The organism is Flavobacterium sp. YO64, from assembly GCF_004119505.1.
Taxonomy (GTDB): domain Bacteria; phylum Bacteroidota; class Bacteroidia; order Flavobacteriales; family Flavobacteriaceae; genus Flavobacterium; species Flavobacterium oncorhynchi.
Genome location: NZ_NRQV01000040.1, coordinates 1 through 16678, shown reverse-complemented (window position 1 = coordinate 16678; position 16678 = coordinate 1). Strand labels below are relative to the sequence as shown.

Genomic DNA, 16678 nt, shown 5'->3' with positions numbered 1-16678 from the left:
TAATTTAAATATTTAATTTAATAATTCTTTTGCATGATTTAATGCCGAATCCGAAATTTTGGCTCCCGATAACATTTGAGCAATTTCAGTAATTCTTTCGTCCTGAGATAAAAGCTTTAACTCTGACTGCGTTGCATCATCAATTATTGATTTAAAAACTTTAAAGTGCGAATCACCTTTTGCAGCAATTTGAGGTAAATGTGTAATGGCAAAAATTTGCATTTTTAAACTCATTTCTTTCATGATTTCCCCCATCCTAATAGCTATTTCTCCAGAAACTCCTGTATCAATTTCATCAAAAATTAAAGTAGGTAATTTTGAATATTGAGCTAATATTGCTTTTACTGCAAGCATAATACGAGACATTTCTCCTCCTGATGCTACTTTTTTCAGTAGACCAAAATCAGTTCCTTTATTGGCTGCGAACAAAAACTGCAATTCATCTTTTCCATTCTGAAAATAGGTTTCTGATGGAATCAATTCAATTTTAAAGCGAACATTAGGCATTCCTAACGTATCTAAAATAGTTATTAACTGATTAGACAAAACTGGAATTGCATCAATTCTATTTCTATGAATTACAGCCGCAAATTCATTCAATTCGACTGCTTTTTGCTCTATTGCTTTTGAAAGAGATTCTATTTCTTCTTCAATATTATCTAATTCAAGTAATGTATTTCCTAAATCTTCCTGAATTTGAAGTAATTCTTCTACAGAAGCTGCGTGGTGCTTTTTCTGCAGGTTGAAAATTAACTGCAATTTTTGACTGATTGCTTCTAATTGCTCTGGATCGTTTACTAATTTTTCAACGGCATTTTGTAACTCTTTAGAAATATCATCAAACTCAATAGATAAACTTGTTATCCTTTCGAATAAATTTTGATATTCAGATGAAAAAGGTGCAATTTTTTGCAATGATCCTTTAATCTCATTTAAATTATGAAAAACGCCAAATTGTTCTTCGTTTGCAATTACGAGTGATTTATCTATTGATTCTTTAATAATTTCGACATTATTCAATTTTTCAAAATCAGATTCTAATTCTGCTTGTTCACCAGATTTTAATTTAGCCGAAATCAACTCATTCAGTAAAAAAGTATTGTACTCCAGCTCTTTTCCTGAATCGCTTTGTTTTTTAAGCAATGCGTTTAGCTTTGATTTATCTGATTTATAAACTTTTAATAAATTTTGATATGCTGCAATTGTATCTCCGTTATTCGCAATTGCATCAATAATTTTAAACTGAACACTTTCTTCTGATAATTCCTGAGTTTGCTGCTGAGAATGAATATCTATTAAAAATAAACTTAAATCTTGTAATTCCTGCAGATTCACAGGACTGTCATTTATAAAAGCGCGAGATTTTCCAGAAGGTAAAATTTCACGACGAATTATGGTTTCGTCTTCGTAATCTAAATCGTTTGTCTCAAAAAACTCTTTTAGATTGTACTTAGAAATTTCAAACTGAGCTTCTATGACACATTTTTCTTCTTTATTTTTTAACGAAGTAAGATCTGCTCTTTTTCCTAAAACCAAACCAATTGCACCTAGTATTATAGATTTACCAGCTCCTGTTTCTCCTGTAATTATAGAAAATCCTTTTGAAAAATCAATTGAAAGCTTTTCAATAAGGGCATAATTTTTAATTGACAGTGAAGTTATCATAGGGGAAATTTATAAATATTTAAGCTAATGAAAAAATAAGAAATAAAGCTATTAAAACTTTATTTGAGACCATTTTGAAGAATTTAATGGCGAAACTTTATTTAAAACATCTGTTAAATCAGAAATTGGAATACTTGGACCTCCAGAAAAAATAGAAACAATTTCATCTGATTTTGCATCAAAAAATATTCTAGTTAAAAAAGCATTTGGCTTAACTGTATTTAACCTTCCAATAATTAAAATTGCATTTTTTACTTTCTCTTTTGAAGTTTTCAAATCAAGACTCATTCCATCTAAACCTGTGTGATATGCATAAGTTACCTGACGTAAATCACTAAACATTGGAGAAACCATATCATTAATTAAATAATAACGGTTTTGAAGTCCATCAGACTGATTCCATCCTTTAAATCCTCCTTGCTGTGCAACGTTTGCAATATTTTGAGCGGTTTCAAGATATTGATTTCCTGCTCCCATTTGAAACGTGTCTGCATCCATTCCTAAAATTAAATAACTGTAAAATGATATTACAGAAACTAAGTTGGATTCATAAACAGATGGATTAAACAATAAAGGTTCGTATTCTGTATATTTAAAGTTGAAATCTTTATCATTATAATTCAAAACTGGCGAAGAATAGGTTGAATTAAAAATCAATCGAGAAGACTGTACTTGTATTGTTCCTGTAAATTGATCTGAGCTGTTAGATGAAAGTGTAATATACATTGAACAGTTAATTCGCTCATTCTGTTTTAAAACCGAACCTGTCCAATCTGTTTTGTTTACAAATTCAGATAAGGCCGTCTGCAGTGTTTTAAAAACCTGTTGATTGGGATTTGGCAGTCTTTCAGTATTAATAGTTACTATACAATTTAGTTGTTGCGCTTGTGTAAAGCCAAAAATTAAAAACGCTAAAAGAGTAACTATTTTATTCATATAAAAAATATTAACTGCTATAAACAGTAATCTCAAATTTGCTTTAAGATGCTGTATTAAATCCTAACTACTTCGAGAAAAACGAAACTACTTTCTTTAAAATATCTATTGCTACAAATTCCTTCGATTTTAATTCCATTGGCTCGATCTTGAAGTTTTTATCAATAAAAGTAACTTTATTGGTTTCTTTTTTAAATCCAGCTCCTTCATCTTGTAAGGAATTTAAAACAATCAAATCTAAGTTTTTTTTCTGAATTTTCAGCTTAGCATTTTCAATTTCATTTTCAGTTTCTAAAGCAAAGCCTATTAAAAACTGTTTTTCCTTAACTGCTCCTAAAGATGACAAAATATCTTTTGTTTTTTCCAACTCAATCGAAAATTCACTTGAATCTTTCTTGATTTTCTGTAAAGCAACTTCCTTTGGCCTATAATCCGCAACTGCTGCTGCTGCAATCACTACATCAGAGTTTTTAAAATGCAAATGACAGGCATCATACATATCTTGTGCAGACGTAACATTTACAACTTCAATAGACTGGTTTTTAACTTTTAAATGTGTTGGCCCTGCAACTAAAACAACTTCGGCTCCAAGTTTTGAAGCTTCATTTGCAATATCAAACCCCATTTTTCCTGAGGAATGATTTCCTATAAAACGTACAGGATCTATTGCTTCGTATGTTGGTCCAGCGGTAACTAGTATTTTTTTTCCTCTCAAAGGCAATTTACTTTCTAAATCAGCCTCTAAAAAAGCAATAATATTTTCTGGTTCAGCCATACGTCCTTCACCAGACAAACCACTTGCAAGCTCACCATTTTCAGCAGGAATCATAATGTTTCCAAACTGTTTTAAAGAAGTAAAACTAGACAATGTTGATGGGTGTTTATACATATCTAAATCCATTGCCGGAGCAAAATAAACAGGACATTTGGCTGACAAATAGGCTGCGATTAAAAGATTATCGCAATTTCCATTTGCCATTTTCGACAATGTATTAGCAGTTGCGGGTGCAATCAACATTAAATCAGCCCAAAGAGCTAATTCTACATGATTGTTCCATACAGCATCTTCATCGTCCTGATTAAAGAAATTAGAATGTACAGGATTTTTTGATAAGGTAGATAATGTAAGCGGGGTTACAAAATCCTTAGAAGCAGGTGTCATTATCACTTGGACATGTGCACCTGCTTTTATAAAAAGTCGTACTAATGAGGCTGTTTTATACGCTGCAATTCCACCAGAAACTCCTAGTAAAATTTTCTTCCCGTTTAAAACTGACATTATACTATATTATTTATTTGAACTTCTATGGTAAGTTTTACCATCTAACCATTCTTGAACAGCTAGAGCGTGTGGTTTTGGCAATTTTTCGTAAAATTTAGAAACTTCAATTTGCTCTTTATTTTCAAAAACTTCTTCAAGACTGTCATTGTAAGTAGCAAACTCTTCTAATTTCTCAGTTAATTCTTTTTTAATTTCAGAATTAATTTGATTTGCTCTTTTAGCCATAATGGTAATTGCTTCATACACATTTCCTGTTGGCTCTTCAATAACTGTTTTATTGTAAGTTATTGTGTTAACAGGAGCATTCGTCTTTTTTAAATCCATGACTTTATTTATTTAGTAAATTTTTGTAAATCTGTTTCAACTCTGGCATTCATTTCTTCTGCCTTTTCTTTGTACTTTGTATCGCTTTTAAACTTTATCAAGTTATTGTAAGCCACTTTTGCAACGTTTAAACGTTCTTCCATTTTTGATGGAATACTATTAATTGCTAATTGATATGCTGAATCGTATTTGTAAAACAAAGCATCTTCTTTAAACGGTGTTCCTGGGAAATCTGCAATAAAATTATCAAATGCAACTAGTGCTGATTTGTAATCTGAAATTGTATTATATCCTTTAGCATTCTCGTAGGCTTTTTTCTCTAACTTTCCATTTAATATCTTTACAGCTTCATTTGCTTGAGCAAGATATTCTGAGTTTGGATAATTATCAATAAAAGCTTGTAATTTCTCTAATGCTTTTACCGTATCTGCTTGATCTAAACTGTAAACCGGCGCTAATTTTGAGTAACTAAAAGCACCTAAGAAAGCTGCTTCTTGTACTTTTTCACTTCGTGGATAACCTGACACAAAACTTTCGAATTGATATCCAGCTAAATAATATTGTTTTGTTTTATAGTAAGACTGTGAAAACATATAAAAAAGCTTTTCTGCTTGAGGTTTTCCTCTATATGTAGGCGCTAACTGCTCAAAAAGACGAATTGCTTTTGAATATTTTCCAGCATCATACATTTTTGTCGCCATTTCAAATTTTGCTGCGACGTCTTCATTTTTCAACACTTTTTGGTATTCACTACAAGAACAAAAAAGGGCAACAATAATTAATAGAGATACTAGTTTTTTCATTTTCTTACTTTTATTATGATTCCTTAGACGTTATGCCAAAGCAAAATCACACCGAAGTTTCGGTGGCAAATTTAGTTATTAATTTAGCGAATGCAAAATATTTTTTTCGTATAATAAAATACCGATAATCTTAGAGTTACTAAATACTCGCTTTTACAAAATCATTTAATCTTTGAGCTAATGAATCATCAACAGCTACAAGAGGTAAACGCACTGTATTATCAGCAATACCAAGAGCTTGAAAGATTTGTTTAATTCCTGCTGGATTTCCCTGCTCAAAAATCATATCGATACAATCTGACAATAAATATTGCGTTTTAAACGCTTCATTTACTTTTTTATTCAATCCTAAACGAATCATTTCTGAAAATTCTTTAGGAAAACCTTGTCCAATTACTGAAATTACACCTGCTCCTCCTGCCAAAACAATCGGTAAAGCAATCATATCATCTCCTGAAATTACCAAGAAATCTTTTGGTGCATCTTTGATAATCTGCATTGCTTGAGCCATATCTCCGGCAGCTTCTTTTATGGCAACTACATTGCTAAAATCATTTGCTAAACGAACTACTGTAGACGGCAGCATATTACTTGCTGTTCTTCCTGGTACGTTATACAAAATTACCGGTACTGGCGATGCTTCTGCAATTGCTTTAAAATGCTGATAAATTCCTTCTTGCGTTGGCTTATTATAATATGGTGAAACAGAAAGTATAGCTTCAAAAGCTGAAAAATCTCTTGTTTTTAATTCTTCTACAATCTGCAGAGTATTGTTTCCTCCTACTCCAAGAACTAGAGGCAGTCTTCCTTTATTAACATCAATAACGGTGTTTATAACTAACTCTTTCTCTTCTTGTGTTAAGGTAGCGTTTTCTGCTGTTGTTCCCATAACTACAAGATATTCAACTCCTCCATCTATCGAAAAATTAACGATACGCTGTAAGGCTTCGATATCTATTGAAAAGTCTTTTTTAAATGGGGTCACAAGTGCAACACCAGTTCCTATTAATGATTGCATATTAATTTATAATTTATTTTATACTTTTTAAATACTTAAACAATTCCTTAATGAAAAGTTTATAATTCTCTATTTCGGTTTTAATCATCCAGCGATTTAATCTATTATCTACTGAAGCAAATCCTACTTTAAATTTAGCTTTTGAATTATTGGTAATCATCATCAAAATTGCTTTTTCGATTTCGTAATAACTAATCAAAAGATCAAATTCTGTTTCGATAAATTCGTTTAAAAATTTTTCTGTAATCTCTCCTTTCCAATTGATATGATTTTTACCAAAAGTGGGTTCTGAATACGTTTCTTTTACTTTAAATTTATCTCTGTACGCAACGATTTTTATGTTTTCAGTAGCAATTCCATAAAGGGTTAATTCTTTTACTAACTCTTTAGAATACTGAAACTTGCTTTCATCAACCAATAAACCAATTGTTTGCACATTGCTTGTAAAGACTTCGTTTTTGAGATTATTCAAGTTATTTTTTAATGATTTTTTTACAAAAAATTCCTTTATATAATTTAAAAACATAGTACTTTTACCAAATTACAAAATTAATTATTTAAGCCGCATTTAAAATGGTAAAACTAAAAAAGTATAACCGATTTTTAAAACTTTTTGTTATATTCTTAACACTATTTTCAATATTTTCCTGCAGTACTAAAAAATACAATCTAACAAAAATAGAAGGAAAACAAATTCCAGTTACCGAAAAAAGTGCACAGACACCAGAAATTGAGTCTTTTATAAAGCCTTATCGCGATCATATAAACAAAGACTTAGACAGTATTCTAGCTTATTGCCCTGAAACTCTTGACAAAAGTACTGGCAAGTGGCAAACGAGCATAGGCTGCTTAATGGCTGATGTTTGTTTAGAGAGAGGAAATCTTGTTTTTAAGGCTCGTGAAAAAAAAGACATTGATTTATGCTTTTTAAATCACGGCGGTATTCGCGCTATTTTGCCAAAGGGTAATGTTACTACAAGATCGGCTTTTGAAATTATGCCTTTTGAAAATAATCTTGTTGTTCTGGCTTTAAAAGGACAGCAAATCTTAGAAATGACTGCCTATATTATTAAAGAGAAAAAACCTCATCCTTTATCTGGAATGACGTTTACTATTGCAAAGGATCAAACGGCTAAAAACATACTTATTCAAGGTAAACCTCTTGATCTCGACAAGGTTTATTATGTTGCTACTAATGATTATTTGGCTAATGGCGGAGACAGTATGAATTTTTTCCAGAAAAATGTTCAGAAATTTGATTTGAATTATAAGCTTCGAAATGTACTTATTGATTATTTCAAACAAGTTGACACTATTCCTGTGCCTAAAAACATTAGAATTACTGAAGAGTAAAAAAGTTCGCCGCGAATTACACGAATTTTAAAATGCTAAAAAAGGCAATTTGTATTAATTCGTAAAATCAGCGGTCAAAAAAATAGAATTACTGAAAAATAAAAACACGAGCGTTCCCGCAAAAATATAATATACAATGAAAAGAAGAGAATTTATCGAAAAAACCGCTGCAAGTACTGCTTTATTAAGCTTAGGGTTATCATTAAGCAGTTTTGGAAGTAACGATGTTAAACATTTAACGATTCTTCATACGAACGATGTTCATAGTCATATAGATCCTTTTCCGGCTGATGATCCTCGTAATCCAAACAAAGGCGGTGTATCTCGCAGGGCAGCGCTTATTGAATCTATTCGTCAGGAAAATCCAAATGTTCTTTTATTAGATGCGGGCGATATTTTTCAAGGAACTCCTTATTTTAATTATTATGGGGGTGAACTTGAATTTAAGTTAATGAGTATGATGAAATATGATGCATCAACCATAGGAAACCATGATTTTGATAATGGTTTGGATGGCTTGTATGCGCAAATGCCTCATGCTTCTTTTGATTTTATTTGTTCTAATTATGATTTTAAAAATACGGTCATGAACGGGCTTGTAAAACCTTATAAGATTTTTAATAAAAATGGTATTAAGGTTGGTGTTTTTGGTCTTGGTATTGAAATGGCAGGATTAGTTGACAAACAACTTTATAAGGAAACTGTTTATAATGATCCTGTCGAAATTGCTCAAGATATGACTCAATTGTTGAAGAAAGAGGAAAAATGTGATTTAGTTGTTTGTCTTTCGCATTTAGGCTATAAGTATAGAGATGATTCTGCTAAAATTTGCGATTTAAAATTGGCTGAACTTACTCAGGATATCGATTTAATAATTGGCGGTCATACGCATACTTTTCTTGACAAACCTACTGTTGTTAAAAACAAGGCGGGAGAAAATGTATTGGTAAATCAAGTTGGCTGCTACGGAATAAATTTAGGCCGAATTGATTTTTACTTTGATAAAGATAAAGCGCACAGCAATCAAGCTAGATCAATTGTTGTATAATGCTTTTCTATTATTTTTCTCTTTTTCAAGGAAATATTCGACCATAAAATAGTAAGCCAGGATTTGGGTTACATCTCGAATTAACACTAATACAATTGAGTACGAAAAGTATTCATTGAAAATATAGAATATATCCGAAAAAATATAACTTATTGCCATCAGGGACATTAACAGCGCCAAAAAGGTTCCTTTTGTTATATAACTTACAAATGAAAAATAACTTACTACACTAAGTACTATACCGTAAATGGTATAGACTGCATTAAATCTTTTCATTTTATCAAATTGCAGACTCAGGACTGAAATTAAAAGGTATACAATAAATATTACTACGATAGATATTGGCAGAATGTCCTTTTTTTTCAGTGTTATTTTTTCGTGCTCGAAAATGAAAAGTTTCATGATTAACAGGTAAACAATCAAGAAACTTATCACTCCTCCTATTTCAGAAATTTCGATGTCCATAAGATCGAAAACCTGTCCTATAAAACAAAACAGAAAAATAAATCCTTCGGTTTTTCTAATCTTGAAATCGTTGCTTATCAAAAAATAAATAAAAATTGCGGGAAGCACGATTGCTTTAGCATAGATTGCTAAAAAATCCTGTCCCGTCCAATCAAAAATGACTGTAAACAGCAGTGCTGAAAAAAATAAAATCAACGATGGTTTATTCGCTTTCATTCAATTTGTTTATAAAATCTTCCTCTGATAATATTGGAATATTCAGCTTATTTGCTTTTTCTAATTTAGCTGGTCCCATATTATCTCCTGCTACTACAAAATCGGTTTTTGCAGAAATAGAACTTCCTACTTTCCCGCCGTTATCTTCTATTGTTTTCTTTAATTCATCTCTAGAAAATGTGGTAAAGACTCCAGAAACAACAAAAGTTTTTCCTATAAATTTCTCAGTAGCATTTGGGTTGATTTTCTCAATTATTTCAAATTGAACTCCATAACTTTTTAAACGTTCAATGATGCGTTTGTTTTCTTCGTTTTCAAAAAACTCTATAACACTTTTAGCAATTCTTTCTCCAATTTCATCTACTAAAATTAGATCCATTAAAGACGCTTGACTTAATGCATCAATGTTTTTATAATGTTTGGCTAATTTTTTTGCAACGGTTTCTCCAACAAAACGAATTCCAAGAGCAAATAAAACACTCTCAAATGGAATTTCTTTTGATTTTTGAACTCCTTTAACCAAGTTTTCAGCAGATTTTTGCGCCATTCTTTCTAATGGAAGAATGTCTTCTACTTTCAATTCATAAAGGTCGGCGTAATTATGTACTAAACCATTATTGAATAGCAGAGCAACTGTTTCACCTCCCAATCCTTCAATATCCATCGCTTTTCTTGATATAAAATGCTGAATTCTTCCAATAATCTGCGGCGGACAGCCATAAAAATTAGGGCAGTAATGATTGGCTTCGCCTTCGTTTCTTACTAACTCAGTTTGACATTCAGGACAATGTGTAATATAGTTTGTTTTTTCTGAGTTTTCTGGGCGTTTATCTAAATCTACTGCTATAATTTTAGGGATAATTTCGCCTCCTTTTTCAACAAAAACGGTATCGTTTATTCTAATATCAAGTTTCTCAATCTGATCTGCATTATGCAATGAGGCTCTTTTTACGATGGTTCCTGCTAATTGCACAGGTTCTAAATTTGCAACTGGTGTAATAGCACCGGTACGCCCCACTTGATAAGATATTGATTTTAATTTTGTTGAAACTTGCTCTGATTTGAATTTGTATGCGATTGCCCAACGTGGCGATTTAGCGGTATATCCTAATTCTTCCTGCGAATGAATACTGTTTACTTTTATTACTACACCATCTGTTTCATAAGGTAATTCATGACGGTGTACATCCCAATAATCAATAAATTCAAACACTTCTTGCATATTATTGACTAATTTGGCTTCTTTTGGTACTTTAAATCCCCAATTTCTCGCGGCTTCTAATCCTTCATATTGGGTTGTAAACGGAAGATCATTTCCTGTTACAAAATATAATAAACATTCTAACGGACGTTTTGCAACTTCGGCACTGTCTTGCAATTTTAAACTTCCTGAAGCTGTATTTCTTGGGTTTGAATACGGTGTTTCTCCAATCTCTATTAATTCCTGATTCATTTTTTCGAAACCTGCAAACGGGAGAATGATTTCTCCACGAATATCAAATTTTTCAGGATAGTTTCCTTTTAACTGCAAAGGAACTGACTTTATTGTTTTAATATTATTGGTTACCTCATCTCCTTGAAAACCATCTCCACGGGTTAAAGCTTGAACTAATTTTCCGTTTTCATATGTTATACTAATTGAAGCTCCATCGTATTTTAATTCACAAGTATATTGCAAGTCTACATTGCCCAAAACACGTTGAATACGGTTTTCCCAATCAATTAAATCTTCTTTTGAATAAGAATTATCAAGCGAGTACATTCTGTACTGATGTGCAATGGTTTTAAAATTCTTTGTTATGGTTCCTCCAACACGTTGTGTAGGTGAATTTTCGTCAAAATATTCAGGGTATTTACTTTCTAAATCTTGTAATTCTTTTAATTTAAGATCAAAATCATAATCTGAAATTGTGGCATTATCCAGCACATAATAGTTGTAATTGTGCTGATTTAGTTCGTTTCTTAAAGATTGAATGTTTTCTTGGATACTCATAAATAATAAAATGATGCTGATTTTGATCGAGAATAATTGAATATCAAAATTAGGATTATTTTTTGTTCAAAAAGCATAAGAATTGAAAGTTTTTAAAATCAAAAATCAAGCTGCAAAATCATGCAGCCTGATTTTCTTCTTGTCCATTATTCTTAAAAAAGAATTAAACAAAACCAACTTCCAAATGGTTTCTACGTTTTATATTTTAAATACTGATTACCAAGTAATTAGATTGTAAATATAACGCTATTTTTGGATAATAATAAAGTCTGAACGTCTATTTAATAAATGCTCTTCTTCGGTACATTTTACACCGTTTTTACATTTATTGATTAATCTGCTTTCGCCGTAACCAATGGCGCTTTCAATTCTTGAAGGATCAATGTCCTGTGAAATAATATAATCACGAGTCGATTTGGCTCTGTTGTCTGATAGTTTCATATTGTAAGCGTCTTTTCCTCGGGAGTCTGTATGTGACTCAATTTTGATGCGGATATTCGGAAATTTTTTCATAATAAATACTACTTTCGACAGTTCTTCAATAGCTAAAGGAGTAATGTCGTATTTGTCGTAATCAAAATAAATTGGTTTTACATCTACTTTTTCAACTCCCTGTTTTTTAACTACTAAATCATCATAATTACTAAGTTCGAAGTTGACATCTTTAATTTCTCCTTCGTTTTCATTGGTAGTTTCCACGGTTTTTTCATCACTGCTGTAATTTGGTTTTGCAGCAATCATTTTAATTACTTTTCCGCATGGAACTGTTATAGCATATTTACCTTCGAAATTTGTTTTTGTTTCTCCCAACACTTCGCTGAATGAATTATATGCCATTACTACAACATCTGTCAAAGGAAGCTTAGACTTTCTATCAATTGCAACGCCTGATATACTTTGGTTGCAAATAGGTTTTCCTTTTATAAACGAGTAAATATCGTCGTCTCCTTTTCCTCCAGCTCTATTTGATGAAACGTAGCCAAAACTTTCGGTTTTATCAATAATAAATGCAAAGTCATCTTTATTACTATTAATAGGAGCTCCGAGATTTCGCGGTATAGAAAAACTTCCGTCGTCTAATAATGTACTTTCATAAACATCTAAATCTCCCCATCCGTAATGTCCATCTGAAGAAAAGTATAATGTTCCGTCTCTAAAAAATGGAAAAAGATCATTACCAAGAGTGTTAATATTCGGCCCTAGATTTTTAGGTGAATTCATTGTGCCGTCGGCCGCAATTTTTACCACATATAAATCTGTTCCGCCAAACCCGCCCGGCATATCTGATGCAAAGAAAAGCAATTGACCGTCTTCACTTAAAGAAGGATGTCCTACGGAGTAATCGTCACTGTCAAAGAAAACTTTTTCAGAATTTTCTAATTTATTATTAACTATTGAACCCTTAATAATCTGAAAGTTATTCGTTTTACTTTCGTCGATTACTAATTTCTTTTTCTTTACAATATTTGTCGAATAATAAATGGTTTTTCCGCTGCTGTCAAATGTTGCTGTCGCTTCATGATACTTTGTCATTACGTTTGGAAGGAATAATTCTGCGTTGAGCAAATTTCCATCAGCAGCATTTCTTTCGGCAATATATAAGTTTAAAAATGGCTGATTGTTCCAGTTGTATAATTTTTGACTAAATTTTGTTGTATCTCTTGCAGATGTAAATACGATTTTATCTTGAAAAAAAGTAGCTCCAAAATCAGATTTATTGGTATTTATATCCAAGTTTTTAATCTGATACAGCGATTTTGTTTTCGCTAAACTGTCCATTTGTTTTTTCTGAGTCACATAGCGATTAATCTCTTTTTGATCTCCTTTCTTATTCAGATACTCTTTCGTAATTCTATCAGCATCATCATAATCCATAACTGCTTTCATTGTTTGGATGTATCGTAGATAATAAACATCTGTCATGTTATTATCCTGCGCTTCATATAGTTTTTTATACCATTTAAGCGCATTTCGAGCATCGGATATAAAATAATACGAATCAGCCGCGTTCTTCAACGTTTGTGTCGATGGTTTTTTAATGTTTTGTAAACATTCTTCATAGGCTTTTGAAGCATCTAGATAAGAATAGTTTCTAAACAGTGCATCGGCTTTTTTTAAATTAGTTTGAGCAAAACCAAATGTCAAACTCAATACTAAACCAAGGATATATAGTTTTTTCATAGGTTTTTAATTTTAGAAGAATCGAGGAGATTTAATTTTACTTTGACCTTTGTTTAACTGGTAACGCAAAATGATTTCATGAGTTCCATCGTTATATTTATTCAGCTGGCTCACCGTGTAATCGAAAGCATATCCTAAATAAAAACTCTTAGAAATTTGAAAACCTGCTAAAATACTTACAGAATCATCTGTTCTATACGATGCACCGATTACAAATTTTTCGGCAATCATAAAATTTGCCGAAATATCAGCAGTAAGTGGTGCTCCACTCACTGCTTTTACTAAAAATGCTGGTTTAAATTTTAAATTCGGATTCAAATCAAAAACATAACCTCCCATTAAATAATAATGTAAACGATCATAATCAATAGATTCCTGAACATCATCGTAATAAGTGCTTTGAATAAAACTAGGGACAGATAAACCTACATACCATTTATCTGTATAGTAATACACTCCTGCTCCAACAGCCAATTTTGCCTGATTGTTAATGTTTTGATTGAGTAAAACATCGTTTGAATCATAATATCTCCCTTTTGACCAGTCTATATTTAACATTCGCATACCGGCTTTTAATCCGAATGCTAATCTTTGTTCGTAACCTAAAGGAATCGAATAAGAGAAGTTTCCATCTAAATACAATTCATCTGACGGGCCGATTTTATCATTTACAATACTTAACCCTAAACCAATCTTTTCGTTTCGAAGTGGTGTCTGAAGAGAAAATGACTGTGTTTCTGGTGCTCCAGGAATTCCAATCCATTGCGAACGATATAAAAGAGCTGCTTCTAAATTGCCGGTAGACCCAGCATAAGCTGGATTTACCGCCATTGTATTGTACATATACTGTGTGTACTCTGGATCTTGCTGCGCAGTTGCACAAAATGTGATTAAAGAACATATTATTACAAAATACGTTTCTAATGATTTTATATATAGTTTCATAACGATACTTATTTAGTTTAATTAATTAGATGATTAATCAAAACGCTTATCTCATAATAGATAACCATCCTTTTTTAACCGTTCCATCTCCAATGGTAATCACATAAAAATAAGTACCTGTTGGCAGCATATCTCCTCTATTAATTACTCCCGACACGTTGGCCGTTCCGTTCCAATCATTTTCGTAATGCTGTTTACTGTATACCAATGCTCCATATCTGTTATAAACTTTCAGCTCATTATTTGGATATGATTCGATACAATCAATTCTAAACAAATCATTTGCACCATCATTGTTTGGCGTAAATTCATTGTAAACAGTCAAACAAATTGGAGTAACCGAAACTGAAGCTGAATTATTTGAAGCATCAACATCTAGTGGCGTTGAAATTTCTATTGTAGCCACATTCAAATAATTTCCGCTTGGCAATACCTCAGCAACAATTGTAAGCGTAGCACTTTGACCAGAATTCAACGTTGGAATCGTCCAAAGTTGTGTCTTTGGGTCATAAACTCCTATTGTTGTACTTGAACTTACCAAATCATAACCGCTAGGCAGTAATTCGCTGACAATGGTATTTATAAAACTACCTTGTCCTACATTATTTACGGTCACTGTAAAGGTTACATGATCGCCAAAATTAGGTGTTGGATTATCGACTGTGTTTGTAATTGTTATATCTGAACAAGTCGCAACTGTTACACCCAAAGTCTTGGTGGTAGTTTCATTACAAGTATTGATATAAGTAACTTGAACTTTACCCGGTCCGATATCTGACCATGAAATTGTAACATCATCATCTGATGTTCCGCCGCCATTAATAATGGTTCCATTAGTTACAGACCAAACGTAATTTGATTTTCCATTTGCTATTGAATAAGTCACACCTTGAAAAACACATGGTGTATCATCATTGGTTGTAATTGGAACTAAAGCATCATTTTCAAAACTAACTGTTACACCTAATCTAGAAGCTCCTCCACAACCATTTGTAAGATTAGAAAGTGCATCTGCATAATATGTGGTTGCAGTTAACAATGTACTTGCAGTTAACGGAACTCCTCCTGTTGGTGTTGAATACCAAACCACATTTGCTTCATTAACCTGAATATTAGCTAATGTTGGTGATGCCGCTAAACAGAATACTTGTGCTGTTCTTGGTGTTGTAATTCTTCCAGGTGTATTTACTGTTACTGCAACTGCTAATCTATTAGGATTCTCGCAGTTTGTACTGCTTGCTATTACTCCATAATAAGTTCCAGTTACTAAAGCTGTAGAAGCTGGAATAGCAGTACCTCCTGTTTGGGTGTTATACCAAATTACATTTGCTTCATTAACTTGTATACTTGCAACAGTAGACGAAGCAGTTGAACAGAAATCTTGTGTTGTATCTGTTGTAGTTGGCGTTGGACTCGGATTTGTTACTGTAATCGTAACTTTTAAGCGGGCTGCGCTTTTACATCCTGTTGTAGTCTCTGTGATTTCTCCGTAATATATACCAGAAGTTAATGCAGTGGCTGCAGAAATTGCAGTTCCTCCAGAAGGAACATTAAACCATGATACATTGCTTTCATTTACATTAATACTTGCAATGGTTGGTGCTGTTGTTGAACAAAACTCCTGCACTGCATTATTTGTTGTAGGTGTTACTGAATTACCAACAGTAACTGTTACTTTTAGTCTAATACTGCTCTCACAACCTGTTACAGCATCTTTTAATGCTGCAAAATAATCTCCATTTGCTAATGGTGTTGTTGAAGCAACCATTGTTCCTCCAGTCGCTGCGCTATACCAAATCACATTACTTTCATTAACTTGGATATTGGCTACTGTTGGATTATTTCCTGAACAGAAAACCTGAGTTCCAGAAGTTGTTGTTGGTGTAACTGGATCTGTAACACTTACAGCTACAGCTTGTCGTACTTTGCTTTCGCAAGCTGTTGTGGCATCTTTTAAAGCCGCATAGTAAGTTCTTGTCGTTAATGCTGTTGTTGATGTTACTACATTTCCTCCTGTTAAAGCATCGTACCAAACTATGTTTCCTGCTACTGGATTTACATTTATACTTGCAATTGTCGGTGCATTTACTAAACAGAAATCTTGATCGGTATCTGCAATATTTGGTGTGCCCGGATCTGTAACATTTACCGCTACAGCTAATCTTACATTACTTTCACAAGTTGTTGTCGCATCTTTTAAAGCAGCGTAATACGTTCTTGTCATTAATGCTGTTGCTGCTGTTACTACGTTTCCTCCTGTTGAGGCATCATACCAAACAATATTTCCTGTTTCTGGATTTACATTAATACTTGCAATTGTCGGTGCATTTACTAAACAGAAATCTTGATCGGTATCTGTTATATTTGGCGTGCCTGGATCTGATACATTTATTGCAACAGCCAACCTTACATTGCTTTCACAAGTTGTTGTGGCATCTTTTAAAGCCGC

The 16678-nt window shown here is 32.5% G+C and carries 14 protein-coding genes; 2 read left to right on the top strand and 12 right to left on the bottom strand.

Annotated elements, in window-relative coordinates; genetic code table 11:
* Positions 1 to 12: 12 nt before the first annotated feature.
* From recN to BOW57_RS18805, 7 genes are all read right to left on the bottom strand, one after another.
* A complete protein-coding gene (gene recN, locus BOW57_RS18835) occupies positions 13 to 1665 on the bottom strand; it encodes a DNA repair protein RecN (RefSeq protein ID WP_129056518.1) in 1653 nt (550 codons plus the stop codon).
* Positions 1666 to 1716: 51 nt separating this feature from the next.
* The gene (locus BOW57_RS18830) at positions 1717 to 2601 is read right to left on the bottom strand and encodes a DUF4835 family protein (protein ID WP_129024321.1); all 885 of its coding nucleotides are present in this window, start codon (positions 2599 to 2601) and stop codon (positions 1717 to 1719) included.
* A 67-nt stretch (positions 2602 to 2668) separates the two neighbouring features.
* Positions 2669 to 3880, bottom strand: a complete 1212-nt coding sequence (gene coaBC / locus BOW57_RS18825) for a bifunctional phosphopantothenoylcysteine decarboxylase/phosphopantothenate--cysteine ligase CoaBC (protein ID WP_129056516.1) — start codon at positions 3878 to 3880, stop codon at positions 2669 to 2671.
* Positions 3881 to 3889: 9 nt separating this feature from the next.
* Complete coding sequence (locus BOW57_RS18820; protein ID WP_008463064.1) at positions 3890 to 4207, bottom strand: DNA-directed RNA polymerase subunit omega; 318 nt, start codon at positions 4205 to 4207, stop codon at positions 3890 to 3892.
* Between the two features lie 8 nt (positions 4208 to 4215).
* Positions 4216 to 5010, bottom strand: a complete 795-nt coding sequence (locus BOW57_RS18815) for an outer membrane protein assembly factor BamD (protein ID WP_089055954.1) — start codon at positions 5008 to 5010, stop codon at positions 4216 to 4218.
* 139 nt (positions 5011 to 5149) lie between these two features.
* Positions 5150 to 6028: a 4-hydroxy-tetrahydrodipicolinate synthase gene (dapA, locus tag BOW57_RS18810; RefSeq protein ID WP_129056515.1), complete on the bottom strand. Its 879-nt coding sequence runs from the start codon at positions 6026 to 6028 to the stop codon at positions 5150 to 5152.
* A gap of 13 nt (positions 6029 to 6041) precedes the next feature.
* Complete coding sequence (locus BOW57_RS18805) at positions 6042 to 6554, bottom strand: hypothetical protein (RefSeq protein WP_129056512.1); 513 nt, start codon at positions 6552 to 6554, stop codon at positions 6042 to 6044.
* 47 nt (positions 6555 to 6601) lie between these two features.
* Between BOW57_RS18805 and BOW57_RS18800 the strand changes: the two genes are divergently transcribed.
* Together BOW57_RS18800 and BOW57_RS18795 are read left to right on the top strand one after the other, a co-directional pair.
* A complete protein-coding gene (locus tag BOW57_RS18800; protein ID WP_129056510.1) occupies positions 6602 to 7381 on the top strand; it encodes a 5'-nucleotidase C-terminal domain-containing protein in 780 nt (259 codons plus the stop codon).
* Between the two features lie 136 nt (positions 7382 to 7517).
* Positions 7518 to 8429, top strand: a complete 912-nt coding sequence (locus tag BOW57_RS18795; protein ID WP_129056508.1) for a bifunctional UDP-sugar hydrolase/5'-nucleotidase — start codon at positions 7518 to 7520, stop codon at positions 8427 to 8429.
* Here the strand turns inward: BOW57_RS18795 and BOW57_RS18790 are convergent.
* The 5 genes from BOW57_RS18790 to BOW57_RS18770 all read right to left on the bottom strand — a co-directional run.
* Positions 8415 to 9110 (bottom strand): lysoplasmalogenase family protein, encoded by a 696-nt coding sequence (locus tag BOW57_RS18790; protein WP_129056506.1) that lies wholly within the window; start codon positions 9108 to 9110, stop codon positions 8415 to 8417. The two genes, BOW57_RS18795 and BOW57_RS18790, sit on opposite strands and share 15 nt — an antisense overlap.
* Positions 9097 to 11103 carry an NAD-dependent DNA ligase LigA gene (gene ligA, locus BOW57_RS18785; RefSeq protein ID WP_129056504.1) on the bottom strand — a complete coding sequence of 669 codons (2007 nt, stop codon included), beginning with the start codon at positions 11101 to 11103 and terminating at the stop codon, positions 9097 to 9099. Before ligA ends, BOW57_RS18790 begins: the two co-directional genes overlap by 14 nt.
* A gap of 246 nt (positions 11104 to 11349) precedes the next feature.
* On the bottom strand, positions 11350 to 13284 hold the full coding sequence (locus BOW57_RS18780) for an OmpA family protein (RefSeq protein WP_129056502.1): 1935 nt from the start codon (positions 13282 to 13284) through the stop codon (positions 11350 to 11352).
* 12 nt (positions 13285 to 13296) lie between these two features.
* Positions 13297 to 14229, bottom strand: coding sequence for a type IX secretion system membrane protein PorP/SprF (locus BOW57_RS18775; RefSeq protein WP_129056500.1), 933 nt, complete (start codon positions 14227 to 14229; stop codon positions 13297 to 13299).
* A 46-nt stretch (positions 14230 to 14275) separates the two neighbouring features.
* Positions 14276 to 16678 (bottom strand): gliding motility-associated C-terminal domain-containing protein (locus BOW57_RS18770; protein WP_129056498.1); only part of this gene is annotated, 2403 nt, incomplete at its 5' end.

Coding starts and splice junctions, on each gene's coding strand:
- recN (WP_129056518.1), bottom strand. CDS start 1,665: ATGATAACTTCACTGTCAATTAAAAATTATGCCCTTATTGAAAAGCTT.
- BOW57_RS18830 (WP_129024321.1), bottom strand. CDS start 2,601: ATGAATAAAATAGTTACTCTTTTAGCGTTTTTAATTTTTGGCTTTACA.
- coaBC (WP_129056516.1), bottom strand. CDS start 3,880: ATGTCAGTTTTAAACGGGAAGAAAATTTTACTAGGAGTTTCTGGTGGA.
- BOW57_RS18820 (WP_008463064.1), bottom strand. CDS start 4,207: ATGGATTTAAAAAAGACGAATGCTCCTGTTAACACAATAACTTACAAT.
- BOW57_RS18815 (WP_089055954.1), bottom strand. CDS start 5,010: ATGAAAAAACTAGTATCTCTATTAATTATTGTTGCCCTTTTTTGTTCT.
- dapA (WP_129056515.1), bottom strand. CDS start 6,028: ATGCAATCATTAATAGGAACTGGTGTTGCACTTGTGACCCCATTTAAA.
- BOW57_RS18805 (WP_129056512.1), bottom strand. CDS start 6,554: ATGTTTTTAAATTATATAAAGGAATTTTTTGTAAAAAAATCATTAAAA.
- BOW57_RS18800 (WP_129056510.1), top strand. CDS start 6,602: ATGGTAAAACTAAAAAAGTATAACCGATTTTTAAAACTTTTTGTTATA.
- BOW57_RS18795 (WP_129056508.1), top strand. CDS start 7,518: ATGAAAAGAAGAGAATTTATCGAAAAAACCGCTGCAAGTACTGCTTTA.
- BOW57_RS18790 (WP_129056506.1), bottom strand. CDS start 9,110: ATGAAAGCGAATAAACCATCGTTGATTTTATTTTTTTCAGCACTGCTG.
- ligA (WP_129056504.1), bottom strand. CDS start 11,103: ATGAGTATCCAAGAAAACATTCAATCTTTAAGAAACGAACTAAATCAG.
- BOW57_RS18780 (WP_129056502.1), bottom strand. CDS start 13,284: ATGAAAAAACTATATATCCTTGGTTTAGTATTGAGTTTGACATTTGGT.
- BOW57_RS18775 (WP_129056500.1), bottom strand. CDS start 14,229: ATGAAACTATATATAAAATCATTAGAAACGTATTTTGTAATAATATGT.